Annotated in this window: 10 protein-coding genes; 8 read left to right on the plus strand and 2 right to left on the minus strand. The window is 43.9% G+C overall.

Translation table 11 applies throughout. The features are described 5' to 3' along the window. Positions 1 to 54: 54 nt before the first annotated feature. The gene (locus tag HMPREF9145_RS10575; RefSeq protein ID WP_021826397.1) at positions 55 to 1,716 is read right to left on the minus strand and encodes a DUF6377 domain-containing protein; all 1,662 of its coding nucleotides are present in this window, start codon (positions 1,714 to 1,716) and stop codon (positions 55 to 57) included. A 250-nt stretch (positions 1,717 to 1,966) separates the two neighbouring features. Between HMPREF9145_RS10575 and HMPREF9145_RS10580 the strand changes: the two genes are divergently transcribed. The 6 genes from HMPREF9145_RS10580 to HMPREF9145_RS10605 all read left to right on the plus strand — a co-directional run bounded on the left by HMPREF9145_RS10580 (position 1,967) and on the right by HMPREF9145_RS10605 (position 13,480). Beyond that, the gene (locus HMPREF9145_RS10580) at positions 1,967 to 4,951 is read left to right on the plus strand and encodes a SusC/RagA family TonB-linked outer membrane protein (protein ID WP_021826359.1); all 2,985 of its coding nucleotides are present in this window, start codon (positions 1,967 to 1,969) and stop codon (positions 4,949 to 4,951) included. Between the two features lie 31 nt (positions 4,952 to 4,982). Beyond that, positions 4,983 to 6,722 carry a RagB/SusD family nutrient uptake outer membrane protein gene (locus HMPREF9145_RS10585; protein WP_021826285.1) on the plus strand — a complete coding sequence of 580 codons (1,740 nt, stop codon included), beginning with the start codon at positions 4,983 to 4,985 and terminating at the stop codon, positions 6,720 to 6,722. 216 nt (positions 6,723 to 6,938) lie between these two features. Continuing rightward, complete coding sequence (locus HMPREF9145_RS10590; RefSeq protein WP_021826365.1) at positions 6,939 to 8,150, plus strand: SusF/SusE family outer membrane protein; 1,212 nt, start codon at positions 6,939 to 6,941, stop codon at positions 8,148 to 8,150. Between the two features lie 94 nt (positions 8,151 to 8,244). After that, positions 8,245 to 9,696 carry a lipoprotein gene (locus HMPREF9145_RS10595; RefSeq protein ID WP_021826299.1) on the plus strand — a complete coding sequence of 484 codons (1,452 nt, stop codon included), beginning with the start codon at positions 8,245 to 8,247 and terminating at the stop codon, positions 9,694 to 9,696. 34 nt (positions 9,697 to 9,730) lie between these two features. Beyond that, positions 9,731 to 11,152: an alpha-galactosidase gene (locus HMPREF9145_RS10600; RefSeq protein WP_021826395.1), complete on the plus strand. Its 1,422-nt coding sequence runs from the start codon at positions 9,731 to 9,733 to the stop codon at positions 11,150 to 11,152. 183 nt (positions 11,153 to 11,335) lie between these two features. Next, positions 11,336 to 13,480: a glycoside hydrolase family 97 protein gene (locus tag HMPREF9145_RS10605; RefSeq protein ID WP_021826342.1), complete on the plus strand. Its 2,145-nt coding sequence runs from the start codon at positions 11,336 to 11,338 to the stop codon at positions 13,478 to 13,480. A gap of 450 nt (positions 13,481 to 13,930) precedes the next feature. On the opposite strand, the gene pnp is transcribed toward HMPREF9145_RS10605, so the two are convergent. Further along, positions 13,931 to 16,204, minus strand: a complete 2,274-nt coding sequence (gene pnp, locus HMPREF9145_RS10615) for a polyribonucleotide nucleotidyltransferase (RefSeq protein WP_036907452.1) — start codon at positions 16,202 to 16,204, stop codon at positions 13,931 to 13,933. Positions 16,205 to 16,762: 558 nt separating this feature from the next. Between pnp and crcB the strand changes: the two genes are divergently transcribed. Continuing rightward, entirely contained in the window at positions 16,763 to 17,167 is a 405-nt protein-coding gene (crcB, locus tag HMPREF9145_RS10620) for a fluoride efflux transporter CrcB (protein ID WP_036907455.1), read from the plus strand. Between the two features lie 95 nt (positions 17,168 to 17,262). Continuing rightward, on the plus strand, positions 17,263 to 18,435 hold the full coding sequence (locus tag HMPREF9145_RS10625; protein ID WP_021826296.1) for a TlpA disulfide reductase family protein: 1,173 nt from the start codon (positions 17,263 to 17,265) through the stop codon (positions 18,433 to 18,435). The last annotated feature ends 13 nt before the right edge of the window (positions 18,436 to 18,448 follow it).

Below are 18,448 nucleotides of genomic sequence, written 5' to 3' on the forward strand. Positions count from 1 at the left end.
CTCTATATCATGAAGAAAAGTGATAGGCTTTGGGTGATGTTTGGTGCGAAAATACTATCCAATCACTGTGCATAACTTAGCCACTTCGCTTTCAAACGACTCTTTGAGTATAGCCTTTGCCTTGATAGCCGACCTGTAATTATAAATGGTTTGTGGGGAGTAGAAGAGCAGGTTTGCTATTTCTGCGCTTTCGTTTACACCCAAACGAACGAGTGCCATGATGCGTTGTTCGGTTGTCATTGCATGCGAACTGGGTTGTATTATCTGGCAATCGGGCAGCAGAAGTGCGTTGAGTTCTTGTGGAAAGGTAGGGTAGAGGTCGAGGAAAGCGCGGTCAAAGCGCGAGAGAAATGTAGCTGCATCCTCTTCGGAAAGACGCTCGGAAGACAGCTGACTGAGTAGTTCTTGGGCCTGATTAGCCTTGATTTTTCGCTTCACGAGCGTCTGTTGCTTCTTTAATCTGTTGATATATCGAGAACAAAGGTCAATATATAAGCGCACGAGTCCTTCGCGTTTCTTATTCGTTTTGACTAATTGTTCGTTGAGATCATGCAGTTGTTCGTTGAGGCTTCCTTGTCTTTTATTCATTTCAGAGAGTCGGTTGTTGGACTCTTGTAACTTTTGTCGGCTTTGGGTTAGACGGCTGTTTTGTTTGAAAATAAAGCCAACGGCAGCGATAAGGAATACAGCCAACAGCGAAATGGCAAAGAGAGTGTTGCGTAAGTTGGTGTTGCGTTCACTGAGTTGTGCCTGATAACTGTCGACAATGGCAGGCAAACGGTCGGATATTTCGAGGATACGTAGGCGGTTGTTATAGAACTTTGCGTTCTCAAGAGAGATGTTAATATAACGTTGTGCGGCTGCAATGTCGAGATTACCATGGCCGTGTTCGAGAATATACATGGCCAAAACTTGCAGTGCAAGGTTCTCCATGGTCAGACTACGGGCATCACTAATGCACGCCATTACAATGTAACGTTCGTAAAGAGAGATTTCATTTGGGGCCGAATATGTACAGGCTAAGGCGAAACATGCCATGGCATGAACACGTGAATTCTCTGGAGTCATGGCAATAGCCTTAAGATAATGTTGCTGTGCCTCTATTGGATTATTGAGAATATAGCCACAATACTCGCCCTGATAATACTCATAAGTGCGGTCTGTTTTGTCGAGAAAAGGCATGGCAAGACTAAGATTTGTGCGTGCATATTCGCGGTAACGAGGAGCATAGATGGCATCGTTGCAGAAGTCACTCCAGTAGGAATAGATGCGGAAATGTGTCAAATAATAGTTGAAAAACTGTCGTCTGCTGAGGTCTGTTGTGTCTACAAGTTCGATGGTTTGCAGCGCCTCGCTGTATAATCCGCCGATAGCCAGCAGTTCAGCCTTATGAATAAGGTTATCGGCATAATAGGTTTTATTATGTAAATTATTGGCAAGTTGCAGTCCCTTTTCTACGTAAGTCATGGCTGAATCAAATTGAAACACATGGTAAGCTTCGTAAAGTTGGTCGCAGAGTTGAAGCTTTTGGAGTCCATTTCTCTCGTGATTTAATCTTGTCTTTAGCGTCTTTATTTCTCGTTCTTTGCCTTCAATTTGCAGAGATTGGAGCTTTAATATGCTATCCAATCGGTCGATAAGATGGTCATTAACTACTGCCTTCATGGGGAGAAATCCCATGAGTAAGCATGTCAATAGCATTAGTTTGTTGTGCATTATATAATGTCTCTTATTTGTTATTCAAACAAATGATTTGGTCATTTTATAGCAAAAGTAATGAAATCTATTATATTCTGTTGTTCTACTTGAATGAATTTAATAAATTTTATAATATCAAGAGAATCAACACTTTATGCAAATAATGATTTCGTTACAATCTACTTGCACCCTACTAACAAGCAGATTGAGGTTCAAAATACATTATCTTTGCGAAAAAGTAAATTAAAAGAAACCTAAATTTAAGATTATGCTGAATTCTAACAACCGATTAACAAGTAGACTTCTTGTTATTCTTTTCATGATGTGCATACCTCTTATAGGAGTTGCACAGAATGCATTCTCTGTTGAAGGTGTTGTGAAAGACGCCAACGGAGAGCCTATTATCGGTGCCAGCGTTGTAGAGAACGGTACACAAAATGGTACGGTTACCGACATCGAAGGTGCTTACAAGTTGAAAGTTAAGAATGGAAACGCCGCCTTAAAGATTTCATATTTAGGGTATAAAACACAGACAATTGCGTTGAATGGACGTGGAAAACTCGACGTGAAACTTGTTGATGATGCTGCTAATCTCGGTGAAGTTGTCGTGATAGGTTATGGCACTATGGACAAGAAAGAGCTTACTTCTGCGGTGTCACATGTGTCATCTAAGGACTTCACTCGTGTGGCAAGTGTAGACCCTTCCATGATGATTCAGGGTAAGGTTCCTGGCGTTTCAATTACCAATACGGGTGCAGGTGACCCGAATAATGAGGCAAGTATTCAGATACGTGGAGTCTCTTCACGTGCTGCAGGGCTTGGTCCTTTGATCGTAATTGACGGTGTTGTAGGGGGTAATTTGACGAATCTTAACCCCAATGACATTGAGAGTTTCGACATACTTAAAGACGGAGCAGCCAGTGCTATCTATGGAACGCGTGGTTCAAATGGTGTGATTCTTGTCACAACTAAAAAGGGAGAACGCGATGGAGTGCTGCATACTTCTTACAATGGTAACGTATCTTTTGATGTTATTAAGCATGAACTTGACATGTTAAATGCCGATGAATATCGTGCGAATCGATTGGCTTCTGGTATTGGTTATGACCTTGGTGCTTCGACAGATTGGCTGAAAGAAGTAAGTAGAGTGGGTGTACGCACGCAGCATACACTAACATTAAGCGGTGGAAACGCACGTTCAAACTATCGCGCTTCTATTGATTATCGTGATGCAAAGGGTGTTGATAGATACTCTGGTCGCCAAGAATATGGCGCACGTTTCTCTATAAACCATACCACGAAGAGTGGCTTGTTTACCTTCAATGCCAATGTAGCGCCACGTATAGCATATAGAAAAGGTGCGCAGTGGGACGTCTTCCGAAACGCTATTGAGGCTAATCCTACGACGCCAATCATGGACCCTCGTCAGCCAAACTTATATTATAACTTCAAAGGACAGATGGCAGGTTACAACCCTGTTGAAATGGAAAAGTTAGAAAAGCATACGGGAACAACGAAGCTGTTAGACTGGGATGGTACGATAAAACTCAATCTTTTCCCACTTCTTTTGACCAATCCCGGTAAGCAAGTACTGACAACTCAGCTCACGTTTGCAGACCATCAGTATGACAATTACAATCAATGGTTCCGCCCTTCTACCAGCACTTTAGCTATTGAATCAGGTCGAACGGGTGAGGCATCTCAGGATTACTCCAAATCTTCTTTACACAGTTTAGAGTGGATAACGAATTATAGTAACTCGTTTGGTGACCATAATGTAAAGGTCATGGCAGGCTACTCGTATCAATATAACAAGTATTCGGGGTTGAATGCAAGCAATAAAGACTTCCCCAATGATGCTTTGGAAGACAACAATCTCGGTTCAGGTACGTTTGCAAAAGACGAGGGTGAGGTCGACATGGGCTCTTATATGAACGACAATAAGCTTATCGCTTTCTTCGGACGCGTTAGCTATGACTGGAAAGGTCGCTACATGATGACAGCTTCTTTGCGTCATGAGGGCTCATCAAAGTTTGGTAAGAACTACAAGTGGGGTAACTTTCCAGCTGTTTCTTTCGGTTGGCGTATCTCGGATGAACCCTTTATGCAGGAGACAAAGAGCTGGCTTACAGACCTTAAACTGCGTGCAGACTACGGCGTAACTGGTAATCAAAACTTCGATAGTTATAAGTCTTTGAACACTATGTCGGGCTTCGGCTACTATATATATAATGGTAAGTATTACCAGGTTTGGGGCCCAGGAAAGAACGTTAACCCTAATCTTCGTTGGGAGAAAGGCAAGAACTGGAACATTGGTCTTGACTGGACACTCTTCGGTGGCAAGCTTTTTGGTTCGTTCAACTACTATAATCGTAAGCAACAAGACCTCTTGGGAGACTATAAAGTGTCTATCCCTCCTTACTTGTTTGACCAGACTTTTGTCAACGTTGGTACCATGAGCAACAGTGGTTTCGAGTTCGATATCACATGGAATGCTATAAAGACCAAGGACTTCAGTTACTCTTTGAATGTCATTGGCGCTACAATGAGCAACAAGTTTGTTAGCTTTAGCAACAACAACTTTGAGGGACAAGACTATTATGACGTAGAAAGTCCACAGGATCCATACCCATTCCACACGCTACAACGTATCGAAAAGGGACGTCGTATCGGTAGTTTCTATATGCTAAAGTATGCCGGAGTAGACCCACAAGGCCGATGGATTGTCTATGACAAAGAAGGAGATAAGGTGCTCGCAGATAATGCAACAGACGATGATCGCCAGTTCCTTGGCAACGGACTTCCTAAGTTTACAGGTTCAATGACCCACACTTTCCGTTACAAAAACATTGACCTCTCGTTGTTCTTCCAAACAGCTTTGGGCTTTGATATCTTCAATATTCACGATTTCTACTATGGAACGAAGAACTTCCAAGGCAATGTTATGGACAAGGCTTATAGCAAAAACAAGATCATTTCGCAGAATCCTATCGTCTGTGATTACTTCCTTGAGCCGGGCGATTACCTCAAATTATCGTCTATAAACCTTGGATATACGTTGAATTTGAATAAGAAATACGTTGATGCTATACGTCTTTATGCAACGGCAAGCAACCTATTCACCATCACAAAGTTCTCGGGAATAGACCCTTCTAACTATCAGTTGAATGGGTTAAATCCTGGTGCTACGGGTTCACGTACTTACTTCCCATCTACCCGTCAGTTTATGATTGGTATGCAAATTGATTTCTAATAAACTACGAACCTATTATTTTCATTTCAATATGAGAAAGACTTTTATTTATGTGGCAAGTGCTTTACTGGCGGCTTCTGGCCTATCCAGTTGCACCAATCTGGACGAAACACTTTACGACCAGGTAGCCTCTGGCAACTATTATAATACAAAGGAAGATGTTATTCGTGCTGTCTTACGTCCTTTTGAGCATGGATATTGGAGCATACAAAGCCGTCAAGTACTCAATGAAGAGACTGCCGATCAGCTCATAACGCCTACACGTGAGGACTGGTGGGATGATGGTGGTCGCTGGGCTCGACTGCATCGACACCAGTGGTTGACTACAAACGGAGAGGCACAAAGCGAATATAACGGCTGCTTTCAAGGCATAATGCAAGCTAATCTCGTGATAGAAGACTTGGAGAAACGCTCTGCCCGGCAGTTTGGTTTCAGTGAAGCTGAGTTCAATAACCTAAAGGCTCAGAACCGCGTTCTGCGTGCTTGGTTCTATCTTCGATTGCTCGATGCGTTCAGAAATGTGCCACTTGCGGTTAGCTATTATGACACTTCAAAGAATTCTGAGGGTCAGGTTGAACCTCAAAAAGTTTACGATTTCATCGAAACAGAACTTAAAGAAGCTATTCCTGAGCTATCAAAGAAGACCTCACTCGGCGGTAATCAGAATCTCGAAGGCGAGTGGACACAAGCTGGTGCGGCTTCATTGCTCGTGCGCCTTTACCTCAATTCAAAGCCCTATATAGGCAGAGAGCGTTTCAACGACTGTGAAAAGGTGGCACAAGATATCCTTGATGGCAAATATGGTGTTTACAAAGTGGCCGACCGTTGGGATGCCGCTTTCGACTGGAACAACGAAACTTGCGATGAAGTTATCTTCGCTTTCCCTGGTGCTCCGGGTTATTCTCACTGGCATTATTCGGCAGATATGTACATGTGGACAGTCCCTGCAAAGTCTAACGAGTGGCTACATGACAAGAAAAACAAGGCTGGTGGCCACAACATTAAATACTCTTGTTCACCCAGTTTCAATTCAGATGGCACTCCATATCATTTCGAATTGGGTATGCCTATCGCCCGTTTCAAGGACTATCCATCAGATGTTCGTCTGAAGAAATACCGCAACTTAGGCAACAGTCAGCGTGAAGGTATGTTCGTATATGGCAAGATTCAGTACACCGATGATGAGGGACATACTCAGTATTTAATGGACCATAACAGCAAGTTTGTACTCGACTTGCGCGATGCTGTGGGTCGTTTTGGTGGCATGGATGGTGATAGATGGCTCGCATCGGGCGACAGTAAACTCGAAAACGGGGATGATAACTCTGGGTGGATGTTCGTGAAATATCCTCTCTATCCCGATGGAGATGCAGGCCAGACGCAGTCAGATTATGCCGAGATTCGCCTGCCAGAGATTATCTATAGCCTTGCAGAGTGCAAACTTCGCAAGGGAGATGCGGTCACTGCTGCTAAGCTTTTGAACAGTGTTCGCAAGCGCAACTATCCGTCAACCGACTGGGCTACGGCGCTCTATGTACCCGAAGGAAGTGCTCATCTCGATATGAAAGAGATGTTGAATGAATGGGGTCGTGAGTTCTTTGCAGAGGGACGGCGCCGTGTTGACCTTATCCGCTTCGGCAAATTCCTTGACTCTTGGTGGGACAAAGATGCCGATGCAGACAATCACACGCTGATTTTCCCATTGCATCCTGATATCCTTGGTGCCAACAAACACCTCGTTCAGAATCCTGGTTACGAATCCGCGAGATAATAAACACACACACATGATGTTTTGAAGTAAGTTTCTGAGACAGAGAGAGGTAGGCTCTGTGTGAGCCAATCCCTCGTCAACGAGGCTATGATTTCATGCAAATTGTACGATAAAATGGCGCAAATTGCGCGATGAAATGGTACAAATCACACGATAAAATGACCTAAATCACTTCACTACTTCACTAAGAAATAAAAACAACTAAACTTTTGTGATATGAAAAAACTATTCAAATATGGATTGATTCTGTTTGCAGCGGTCTTCATGCCAATGCTGTTTCAGTCATGCAAAGACGACAAAGATATCGTCATTATCGATGAAGAGTTGCCGTTAAAGGTAGACCATGTCTACATGGTTGGCGATGCTTCACCCGTAGGTTGGAATATAAGCGACCCGTTTGAACTAACCCGTGACGCTTCAAATAAATATGTTTTCACTTATCATGGCGTGTTGAAGGCGGGCGAAATGAAGTTCCCTTTGTCTAAAGGTGATTGGGGAGGACTGTTCATTTACGCTCCGGCTGCCAACACAGAGATTAGTGCTAATGGTGTAGCTAAAGACGGAATAGACATCCGTAAGGGTGGAGACGATTTGAAATGGAAGGTGACTAAGGCTGGAATCTATCAGCTTTCACTCGACTTAAAGACACGAAAGATTGAGGTAAAATATGAGGGTGCAGAACCTGAAAAGCCTCTCACTTCAGCATGGCTCACGTTTATTGGTGATGCAACGCCATGGGGATGGAACAATGACCCAGCGGTGATGGAGAAGTTCCAAAAGACATCTGACAACCCACTTCAATTCACTTATGAAGGTGTTTTGAAAGAAGGCGAGTTCAAAGTTGCCTTTGATCAGACCGACATTCCAGCCTGGTCTAACTATCTTCAGGCTCCCGAAGCAGGCGTAACCCTTAACCATGAGGGCGTTTCTAAAGACGGAATGGTGAAAGGCGGCGAGGATAATAAGTGGAAAGTAACCGAAGCTGGTGTCTATAAACTTGTCTTCGACCTGACTAATAAGAAGATAACCGTGGCCCACTTTGACCCAAATATTCCTGTTGTTACTGAATGGGATACGAAAGTTCTCTATATGATTGGTGATGCAACGAGTGCCGGATGGTCGGCTGAAAACCCTGTAACCATGACAAAGTCTGGTGACCATCTGTTTACGTTTGAAGGCGAATTGAAGGTTGGTGAGCTGAAGTTCACCCCCAACAAAGACGGCTTCAGTGGTTCAAAGCCTTGGTTCTTGGCTAAGGAAAGCGGTGCTGTCATCAACGAACATGGTGCTTCTGTTGCCGACATTGTTTATGGAAGTGATGACAAAGGCACACCCGATAACAAGTGGAAGGTAGAGAAAGCCGGTAAGTATAAGGTCACTGTAGACATGACAATACATAAGATTAAGGTTGAATATCTTGGTGCTTGATATACAGAACGTATTTAGTAGAGAGAGGTTTTGCCCCTTTTCATGAGACACTGCACAGCCTTTCTCCCTTACAATTCAAACAAAACGAAAAGAAATGAAAAAGTATATTCTTGCCAGTTTGGCTTTCGCAACATTGCTTTCTGGCTGTAACAGCAACGAATGGGACGTCACAAGTGACCTTTCAGTGGATAAAACTGATCCGACAATTGGGCTTACTCCTGTTGCCGAAAAACCCGGAATGGACTATGCTCCGCTTTATTGGAGTCTCTATGGCAACCTGTATGACCAGGAACAAGCAAGGTCTTTCCCTAACATTTTCACTCCCAACGATTGGGATACAGCCATTGATTATGTAGCCACTAACCTCAAACCTTATGGTTATGACATGCTTGTGACCGATGGTTTTGCATCGATGAGTGGTGAGAATGGCTATATGACACGTTATAGTCACACCCAGAAAGACAACAGCTCTCCTGAAGTTCGTCTCTCAGATATCGTTGCAAAGTTGAGCGCAAAAGGCTTAAAGCTCGGCGTTTATGATAGTCCTTTCTGGCTGCATTACGACAATGGAGACGCTGTTATCCCTGGAACAGACGGGATAAAGGTTAGTAGTTTGCGCTTCAATCCTAAGACAGATAAGGTTCTTCACCCTGAAAAAGAAGACTACTTCTGGTGGGTTAACACCTCACATCCAGGCGCAGAACAGTTCTTTGAGGGCTTCTTTAAGCACTATGCAGACTTAGGTGTGCACTTCGTTCGTATGGACTTCCTCTCTTGGTACGAGGATGGCATGAACTATACTGACGTGATTGATAAGGGATATGGACGCGAAAACTATGTTCGTGGCATGCAATGGATTTGCAAATATGCCCAGAAATATGATGTATATGTATCGCTTGTAATGCCTCATTTGAAAGATAATGCCATCATAGAAAAGTATGCCGGCAACATGGTTCGTATTGATGCAGACGCTTTAAAGGGTGGATGGTTCCGCTTCTCTGAAAACAATCGCGGTAATATTCGTGGCGGTTGGCCAAACTCAGAGACTGCTTTCGACGGCTTTGTCAACTGGTCTAAGATCTCAGGTCGCAAGAAAATACGTCTTGATGGCGACTTCATTCGCATAGGTTCTTATGCAAACGACGATGAGAAGATGAGCGTTGTATCACTTCCTTTGATGGCCGGTGGCCCAGTTGCAGCTACAGATATGCCGACAGGTCATGACCTTTCATTCTTCCAAAACGCTGAACTCTTGGCGTTACAAAAGGATGGTTTCGTTGGACAACCAGTCGCTCGAGACCTTTGGAACACTGATGGTGAGATGTGGTATGGGCAGATGAAGGACGGAAGTTGGGTCATAGGACTCTTCAACCGCAGTGCAGATACAGCCTTACGCAGCTTAGAACTCTCAAAGATTGGACTCACAGGAACTTGGAAAGTGCGTGATCTTTGGAAGCATGCAGACGAGGGAAAGGTCAGTGAAAAGATAGAAGCTTCAGTGCCTTCTCATGGTTGTAAGATTGTGAAGTTAACGAAAGCAAACTGATAAGGCTTAGAGATTACGACTTGGGTGCATAGTAATGAAATACAACCTGTTATTATTGATTGCTTTGATTCTCGTGGTCTTGCCTGCTAAAGGCCACGTGATTGACGGGGAAGGAGCGCCTTCCTCGTCAACAAATCAAAGGCTATCGGCCAACCATTCGCTTCGAGCGCCCCTCTATTGGAGCGTATATGAGCACTGCTGGTTAAAGGAAAAGACAGGTGAACAGCATATAGACATCACGCAAGCTCAATGGGATTCCATTATAAACTGGGTCGCAACGAACCTCAAACCCTATGGTTATGAGATGATATGTACCGATGGTTTTATCCCTATGTTGGCTGAAAACGGCGCGCCATATATGACGCGTTACGGCAGCATTACACTCAAAGAGCTCATCAAGAAGTGTAAGGCTAAGGGGTTGAAAGTGGGTGTTTATGACAATCCTCTATGGATTCATGGCGACGATTCGGTTCATGTCAGGGGCACAAAAGATGTTACTATTGGCGATCTTCGTTATCGTTCGAGCGACAAGGTGCTTCATAAGGACACAACAGATCGCTGGTTTTCGTGGGTCGTTGCTACGCGTCCGGGAGCCAAAGCCTATATAGATGGCTTCTTCAAACACTATCATGACCTTGGTGTTGACTTCATTCGGATGGATTTTCTGAGTTGGTATGAAGATGGTTTTGACCGAAATATGGGTCGCGTTGGCCGTGGATATGGTCGTGATTCCTATGCGTTGGCATTGCAATATATCTGTGAAGCAGCCCGTAAATACGGTGTTTTCACGTCGTTGGTGATGCCACATCTCTATGAGAAAGCTATGCTTGAAGCGCGTTATGGCAATATGATTAGGGTTGTAGCCGACACAGGTGATGGTGGCTGGAAGCACTTTTCAGCGGCTCATCGCGGTCAGTTCTTTCCCACATGGCCCAATTATGACAACATGTTTGATGGCTTTATCTATTGGTCTTCGCTATCAGGCAGGGACAAAATCATCTTAGATGGTGATTTCACTCGACTCAATACGTTTGCCAATGCCAATGAAATGGAGAGCGTAATCTCGTTACAATTGCTCGCCGGTGGCCCCATTGCAGTGGCTGATCGCCCTTCGTCGATAGGCAATCGCGTGTCGTTTTATCAGAATAAAGAACTGCTTCGACTCAACAAAGAGCGTTTTGTCGGCAAGCCTTTATCCGTTGATCACCACGATGTTCGCAGTCAGATTTGGGCTGGAAAGCTTACAGATGGCAGTTGGATTATAGGCTTTTTCAATCGCGAAGACATGCCCCAAGTAAGACAAATAGACTTTCATCAGCTCGGCTTAAAAGGCAAATGGCACATCAGAGACATGTGGAAACACACTGACGAACGACCCGATGAGGCCTATCAAGTGATGCTTGCGCCACATGCATGCAAGGTGATTCATCTGACGAAAGCAATGAAAAGTCGTTGACATCTCAATAGAAAATAATATAGTTATCACTCAATAGCAGAGATAGCCATAGGCTTGTTATGGTATCTTCTGCCTACGATAAAGGATAAATGATTGTTCATTTTCAATGTAAAGCCAGTGTTGTGCTTTACAAAAGAGAGTTGAACTTACTGAAATGTAATTAGGAAACAATAATCAAAAGATATGAAACGAATCAAGAACAGCATTGCTCTTGGAGCAATCCTCCTCATGCTTTCACCGAACGTTAAGGCACAAACAGTGAAGTCACCCGATGGGAATGTCGTCCTCACTTTTGCCTTAAAAGAGGGTGGTGTGCCTACGTATACGTTAGATTATAAGCATAAACCCGTTATAAAGCAATCGGAATTAGGACTCGAACTCAAGCGCGATAAGCACGCAAGTAAGGGGATGAACGAAACCGATCTATTGGCAGGATTCAACGAAACCTGTCATAAGGTGTCTACATTTGACGAAACTTGGAAGCCCGTTTGGGGCGAAACAGCCACGATTCGCAATCATTATAACGAATTAGAAATAGATCTTAACCAGCCAAGTAGTAAGAGAAACATCGTGATTCGATTCCGTGTATACAATGATGGCATGGGATTGCGCTATGAATTTCCACAGCAAAACGAGCTCAACTATTTCATTGTGAAGCGTGAACACACGCAGTTTGCCATGGCAGGAGACCATACTGCCTACTGGATTCCTGGAGATTATGACACACAGGAATACGAAACACAAATCAGTAAGCTATCGGAGATTCGCCAAAGGATGAAGGCTGCCATCACCGATAACTCCTCTCAAACTCAATTTTCGCCTACAGGCGTGCAGACATCTCTACAGATGAAGACGGCCGATGGACTCTATATCAATCTTCATGAGGCTGCTTTGGTGAACTATCCTGCCATGCATCTTGACCTCGATGATAAGAATATGGTGTTTGAAAGCTGGCTAACGCCCGACGCAGTAGGCAATAAAGCCTATGTGCAAACACCCTTTAATACGCCTTGGCGCACGGTGATTGTCAGCGATGATGCCCGTCAAATGTTGGCAAGTAACCTCATTTTGAATCTTAACGAGCCTTGTAAGTTGACCGATACCAGCTGGATTCACCCAACAAAATATTGTGGAGTTTGGTGGGAAATGATAGCAGGTGGCAAGCCATGGAGTTACACTTTTGACCTCCCTTCGGTGCATATTGGTGAGACAGATTACACGAAAGTGAAGCCTAATGGACTTCATCCGGCGAACACAGCCAACGTGAAACGTTACATCGATTTTGCCGCAAAGAACGGACTTCAGCAAGTACTTGTCGAAGGATGGAACATCGGTTGGGAAGACTGGTTTGGCCATTGGAAGGAAGATGTGTTTGATTTTGTGACGCCATATCCTGACTTTGATATCAAATATCTTAATGAATATGCACATAAAAAAGGTGTAAAACTCATGATGCATCATGAGACCTCAGCCAGCACTGCAAACTATGAACGTCGCATGGAGAAAGCCTATGAGCTCATGAACAAGTATGGTTATGACGCCGTTAAAAGCGGATATGTAGGCGATATCATTCCACGTGGCGAATATCATTACAGCCAAAGCATGATTAACCACTATCTTCATTGCGTTAAAGAGGCTGCAAAACATCACATCATGGTCAATGCTCATGAGGCGGTTCGACCCACAGGACTTTGCCGTACCTATCCAAACCTTGTTGGAAATGAAAGTGCTCGTGGTACGGAATATGAGGCGTTTGGCGGCAGTGAGCCTTATCACACGGTGATATTACCCTTTACTCGTTTGCAAGGGGGCCCCATGGATTACACTCCCGGCATATTAGAGACGAAGTTAAATAAGTGGTGTAACAACCAAAGTTACGTACATACAACGCTTGTTGGGCAACTCGCGCTCTACCTAACGATGTATAGTCCACTCCAGATGGCAGCCGACTTGCCTGAGAATTACGAGAAGTATGACGATGCGTTCCAGTTTATTCGCGACGTAGCTTGTGACTGGGATGACTCTAAATACCTTGAAGCTGAGCCGGCACAATATATTACTGTGGCCCGAAAAGCAAAGGGAACGAACAACTGGTTCATTGGAGGCAAGTGCGATCAGAACGGACATCAGAGTACGATTAAGCTCGACTTCTTGGATAAAGGCCGTAAGTATGCATGTACAATCTATGCAGATGCGCCCAATGCCGACTATGAAAAGAACCCTGCAGCCTATCGTATCACAAAGAAAATTGTGAAGCGTGGCGACACGCTGAAACTCACAATGGCTCGCGGTGGAGGCTTTGCTGTTAGTTTGATAGCAGATAAATAAGACTTTTGTAAATTTGAGTGAATCATGAAGAAGCGGGGATCAGGTGTGTCATCTGAATCCCTGCTTCTCGCGTTTATAAACTTGTTGTCTAAGGGTTTGATTCACAAGTGGTTGTAATCTCAGTGATTTTATGGAATGATTTGGCTCATTTCACGCGATGAAATGGGGCGTTTTGTGGCGCGAAATGCGTGTGTTTGCAATAGGGATAAGGGTGAATGGGTTTGCAGTCTGTCTGGCGCAAGGAAATGGGTTGTATGAGGTTGGGTTGTATTTGGTTGCTATTGTTGGGAAGAGGTCTGTTGTTTTGCGGAAAGTTTTGTTGTGTTGTTCATTCTTTTTAGAGGTTGATTTGCTCTTAATGGGTATATAACAAAAATGCCCTCGCATTTGGTTTTCACCATTTGCAAGGGCACTACTTTAAATAATACTTATGTAATAATTCGTTAGAAACTATTCAGCGGTATTGTTGTTCTCCTCATTTTCATGATGCTCGAAACGGCGACCACGATGGTTTTCGCGGTTATCTCCGTCGCGACGAGGGCGGCGTTCGCCACGATCTGGACGTGGACGACGTTCGCGTTCAACGTAGCCTTCGGGCTTTTCAAGCAGTACTCGGCGAGAGAGTTTATACTTACCGGTCTTTGGATCAATCTCCATGAGTTTCACTTTCACCTTGTCTCCCTCTTTGATTCCAGCCTCTTCAACGGTTTCAAGACGCTTCCAGTCAATCTCAGAGATATGGAGTAAGCCATCCTTTCCAGGCAGAATCTCTACGAAACAGCCATAAGGCATGATGCTACGGACAACACCTTCGTAGACTTCGCCTACCTCAGGAACAGCCACAATGGCTTTAATCTTGCCCATCGCAGCGTCAATGCTCTCCTTGTTGGGGGCTGAAACAGTGACATGTCCCTTACCATCAGCTTCGTCGATAGTAATGGTTGCGCCAGTCTCTTCCTGCATTTGCTGGATGATTTTGCCACCAGGGCCAATGATTGCACCAATGAATTCCTTAGGAATGTCAAAGGCTTCGATGCGTGGAACCTGTGGTTTGAGCTCTGCACGAGGCTCAGATATCGTCTCAAGCATGCAGTTGAGGATGTGCTCACGGCCTGCTTTTGCCTGCATTAATGCCTGTTCAAGGATTTCGAAAGATAGTCCGTCACACTTGATATCCATTTGAGTTGCGGTCAAACCATCACGTGTTCCGGTCGTCTTGAAGTCCATATCACCTAAGTGATCTTCGTCACCAAGGATGTCACTTAGTATGGCATACTTGTCTTCTCCGGGGTTCTTGATGAGGCCCATTGCTATACCACTGACTGGCTTCTTCATGGGAACACCGGCATCCATGAGTGCTAATGTGCCGGCACAAACGGTTGCCATTGACGAAGAACCATTCGATTCGAGAATCTGACTGACTAAACGTACAGTGTAAGGATAGTCTTCTGGGATCTGACCTTTAAGGCCTCGCCATGCCAAATGACCATGACCTATCTCGCGACGTCCTACACCACGCTGTGCTTTTGCTTCGCCAGTAGAGAATGGAGGGAAGTTATAATGCAACAAGAAACGTTGGTAACTCTTTTCCATTACGTCATCAACCATCTTCTCATCAAGCTTTGTTCCCAGTGTACATGTGGACAAAGACATCGTCTCACCACGCTGGAATATGGCGCTACCATGAGGCATTGGGAGAGGTGAAACCTCACACCAGATAGGACGGATATCGGTAGTTTTGCGGCCATCAAGACGCTGTCCTTCGTCTAAGATGCAACGACGCATGGCGTCACGCATAACATCTTCGTAGTAACGGGTAGCCTCTGCGTGCTTCTCTTCAAGGTCTTCTTCAGACAAATCGCTATGAGCGGCATCGTATTTCTCAAGGAAATCGGCCAAGATTTTATCGAAAGCATCGTGACGAGCGTGCTTTTCAAGCGCCTGCTTATTTACATCATAGACAGGCTGATAAAGTTCATTCTTAATTTGTTCGCGTAGTTCCTCGTCGTTAATCTCGTGATCATATTCACGTTTTACATTCGTTCCGAGCTCTTTAGAGAGTTCTTCCTGAAGCTCACACATAGGTTTTATTGCCTCGGAAGCAGCCTTGAGAGCATCAATAAGGTCTTGTTCTGAGACTTCTTTCATCTCACCTTCGACCATCATAATATTGTCTTTGGTTGCAGCAACCATTAAATCCATGTCTGCATCTGCCATCTGTTGGAACGTTGGGTCAATGACAAATTCGCCATTAATGCGTGCAACGCGGACCTCAGAAATAGCATATTCGAATGGAATATCTGAACAAGCCATGGCTGCAGAGGCTGCAAAACCGGCCAAAGCATCAGGCTGGTCAACACCATCGGCTGATAAAAGCATCACTTGTACATACACTTCAGCGTGATAATTGGAAGGGAAGAGTGGACGAAGTGCACGGTCCACGAGGCGAGATGTTAGGATTTCATTGTCACTCGCCTTGCCTTCGCGCTTGGTAAAACCACCAGGGAATCGACCAGCAGCACTGTACTGTTCGCGATAATCAACCTGCAAAGGCATGAAATCTGTACCCGGAACTGCATCCTTTGCTGCACAAACAGTTGCCAATAGCACTGTGTTGCCCATGCGAAGTACCGCAGCTCCATCAGCTTGTTTTGCAACTTTTCCGGTCTCAATTGTGATGGTTCTTCCATCAGGCAATTGAACTGATTTTGTAATAACGTTCATCTAAAATTTAATAACTTATTGTTTTGTCAAACATCTATATTCTTTGCAAAGTTACCTATTATATATTAAACAAAAGAAAACGAATGTAAGTTTTCAGCATTTTTAAATATAAAAGAAGACAGCAGCCCTCTCTTTGAGGGGCGACTGCCGTCTTTCATCAAGCTAATTTGAAAGAAATGTTTGTGAAAACTCATTTCGTTTATCATGTTTGCAGCAATCCATCATTGCAGAAAGTCATGCAAAGAATGAGTCTTACTCATATTAGCCTGAAATCAATTTACCTATTTAAAAGCTCTACCTATTGAGAAATCGAATAACTCTCTCCTTTTTTCTGTTTGCAAAGGTATAGCTTTTTAATATATCGTTCAAGAGGAATTTTCCTATTTCTAAAGGGGGATTTCCCTATTCATAGCATGAAATTTAATTGGTATGTGAGGTTTATTGTAGGCTTATATCGTTGAAAATCAAAGATATATATTATTCTCTTGTTGTGTTGTTTGCAGGGAGAAATTTCCTGAATAGAATGATATTTCTTCGCGTTTTTTATGCAATAAAAGCATGAAAATGTGTATCTTTGCCGAAGATATGTTGCAATCGATTTTCTATATTGCCATTGGAGGTGCCTTGGGATCAGTCTCTCGATGGCTTCTTCCAAAGTTTTTGCAGGGCACTTTCCTTGCCGTTTTCCCGATGGGTACAATGACTGTAAACCTCTTGGGCTGTTTGCTTATCGGATTTTTCTATGGCATTGCCGACCGAGGTACAGGCATGTCAGAGAGTTGGAAACTCTTTCTTACGGTGGGATTCTGTGGCGGTTTCACCACCTTTTCTACGTTTTGCAACGAAACATTGACCCTTCTTCGCACCCAACAGCTTTGGCAAGCCGCCGCATATTCTGGCGGAAGTGTTGTCCTTGGCATTGTAGCCGTTTATATAGGGATGTCACTTGCCCGCGTGATATAAAAAACTTCACGATTTATTACCTTTTTATCTATTTACTGTTTTACTTTTCTAAATTTTGTGTACTTTTGCATATAGAACTTGAAAAAACAACAATCATGAAGATAAAAAGCCTTTTCTCTGTTGCAGTATTGACACTTGTGGCATTGAGTTTTGCATCTTGCAACAACAAGAAATTCCATGTAAATGGTGAGATTTCGAACGCTAAAGACTCCACACTTTACTTTGAAAACATGAGTCTTAATGGCCCTGTGGTCGTAGATTCGGTAAAGCTTGGAGAGGATGGAGCCTTTTCTTTCAGCGAGAAAGCACCCGAAGCACCCGACTTTTATCGTCTGCGCATCGCCGGACAAATCATCAATGTGAGCATCGACTCTACGGAAACAGTCACTATTAAGGCTGCTTATCCACGCATGTCTTCAAGATATGAGGTCACAGGTAGTGAGAATTGTAGTCAGATTAAGACGCTCGCGCTCATGCAACAAGGCTTGCAACACCAGATCAATGACATCATTTCAAGTCCTACTCTCGGTGTAGATTCAGTGGAAAGTAACATCAATCTATTGCTCGAAAGCTATAAAAACAGGGTGAAATATGACTTCATTTATAAGGCTCCAATGAAGGCTTTTGCCTACTTTGCACTATTCCAAACCGTCGTAATTGGTAATCAAGAGACCTTGATTTTCAACCCTCGTAACAATAAGGAAGATAACAAAGTGTATGCTGCTGTGGCGACAAGTTGGGACACGTATTACCCCAAAGCTGAACGTGGATTGAATCTACATAACATCGCAATTCAGGGAATGAAGGATGTGCGCATTATCCAAGCAGAGCAACAAAAGGCTCAAATTGATGCCAGCAAAGTTAAAGAAAGCGGCATCATCGACATTGCGTTGCCTGACAATAAAGGTCATGTGCGCCGATTGTCTGACCTTGCCGGTAAGGTGGTGATGCTCGATTTCCATGTCTTTGCCAATGAAAACAGTTTGAAACGCATTATGATGTTGCGCGAACTTTATAACAAATATCATGCCCAGGGCTTTGAAATCTACCAGGTTTCTATAGATCCCGATGAGCACTTCTGGAAGACTCAAACGGCTGCTTTGCCTTGGATTAGCGTGCATGATGACGCAGGTGTCAACTCGCCTACACTCTCTCAGTATAATGTTCAGCAAATCCCCACCTACTTCCTTATTGGAAAAGACAACAGCGTTAGAATGAGAGATGTGCAGGTTAAGGATATCGATGCAGCCATAAAGAGCTTGCTTTAAGCGATGTTTCTGA

The organism is Segatella salivae F0493, from assembly GCF_000477535.1.
GTDB classification, from domain to species: domain Bacteria; phylum Bacteroidota; class Bacteroidia; order Bacteroidales; family Bacteroidaceae; genus Prevotella; species Prevotella salivae.

Coding starts and splice junctions, on each gene's coding strand:
- HMPREF9145_RS10575 (WP_021826397.1), bottom strand. CDS start 1,716: ATGCACAACAAACTAATGCTATTGACATGCTTACTCATGGGATTTCTC.
- HMPREF9145_RS10580 (WP_021826359.1), top strand. CDS start 1,967: ATGCTGAATTCTAACAACCGATTAACAAGTAGACTTCTTGTTATTCTT.
- HMPREF9145_RS10585 (WP_021826285.1), top strand. CDS start 4,983: ATGAGAAAGACTTTTATTTATGTGGCAAGTGCTTTACTGGCGGCTTCT.
- HMPREF9145_RS10590 (WP_021826365.1), top strand. CDS start 6,939: ATGAAAAAACTATTCAAATATGGATTGATTCTGTTTGCAGCGGTCTTC.
- HMPREF9145_RS10595 (WP_021826299.1), top strand. CDS start 8,245: ATGAAAAAGTATATTCTTGCCAGTTTGGCTTTCGCAACATTGCTTTCT.
- HMPREF9145_RS10600 (WP_021826395.1), top strand. CDS start 9,731: ATGAAATACAACCTGTTATTATTGATTGCTTTGATTCTCGTGGTCTTG.
- HMPREF9145_RS10605 (WP_021826342.1), top strand. CDS start 11,336: ATGAAACGAATCAAGAACAGCATTGCTCTTGGAGCAATCCTCCTCATG.
- pnp (WP_036907452.1), bottom strand. CDS start 16,204: ATGAACGTTATTACAAAATCAGTTCAATTGCCTGATGGAAGAACCATC.
- crcB (WP_036907455.1), top strand. CDS start 16,763: ATGAAAATGTGTATCTTTGCCGAAGATATGTTGCAATCGATTTTCTAT.
- HMPREF9145_RS10625 (WP_021826296.1), top strand. CDS start 17,263: ATGAAGATAAAAAGCCTTTTCTCTGTTGCAGTATTGACACTTGTGGCA.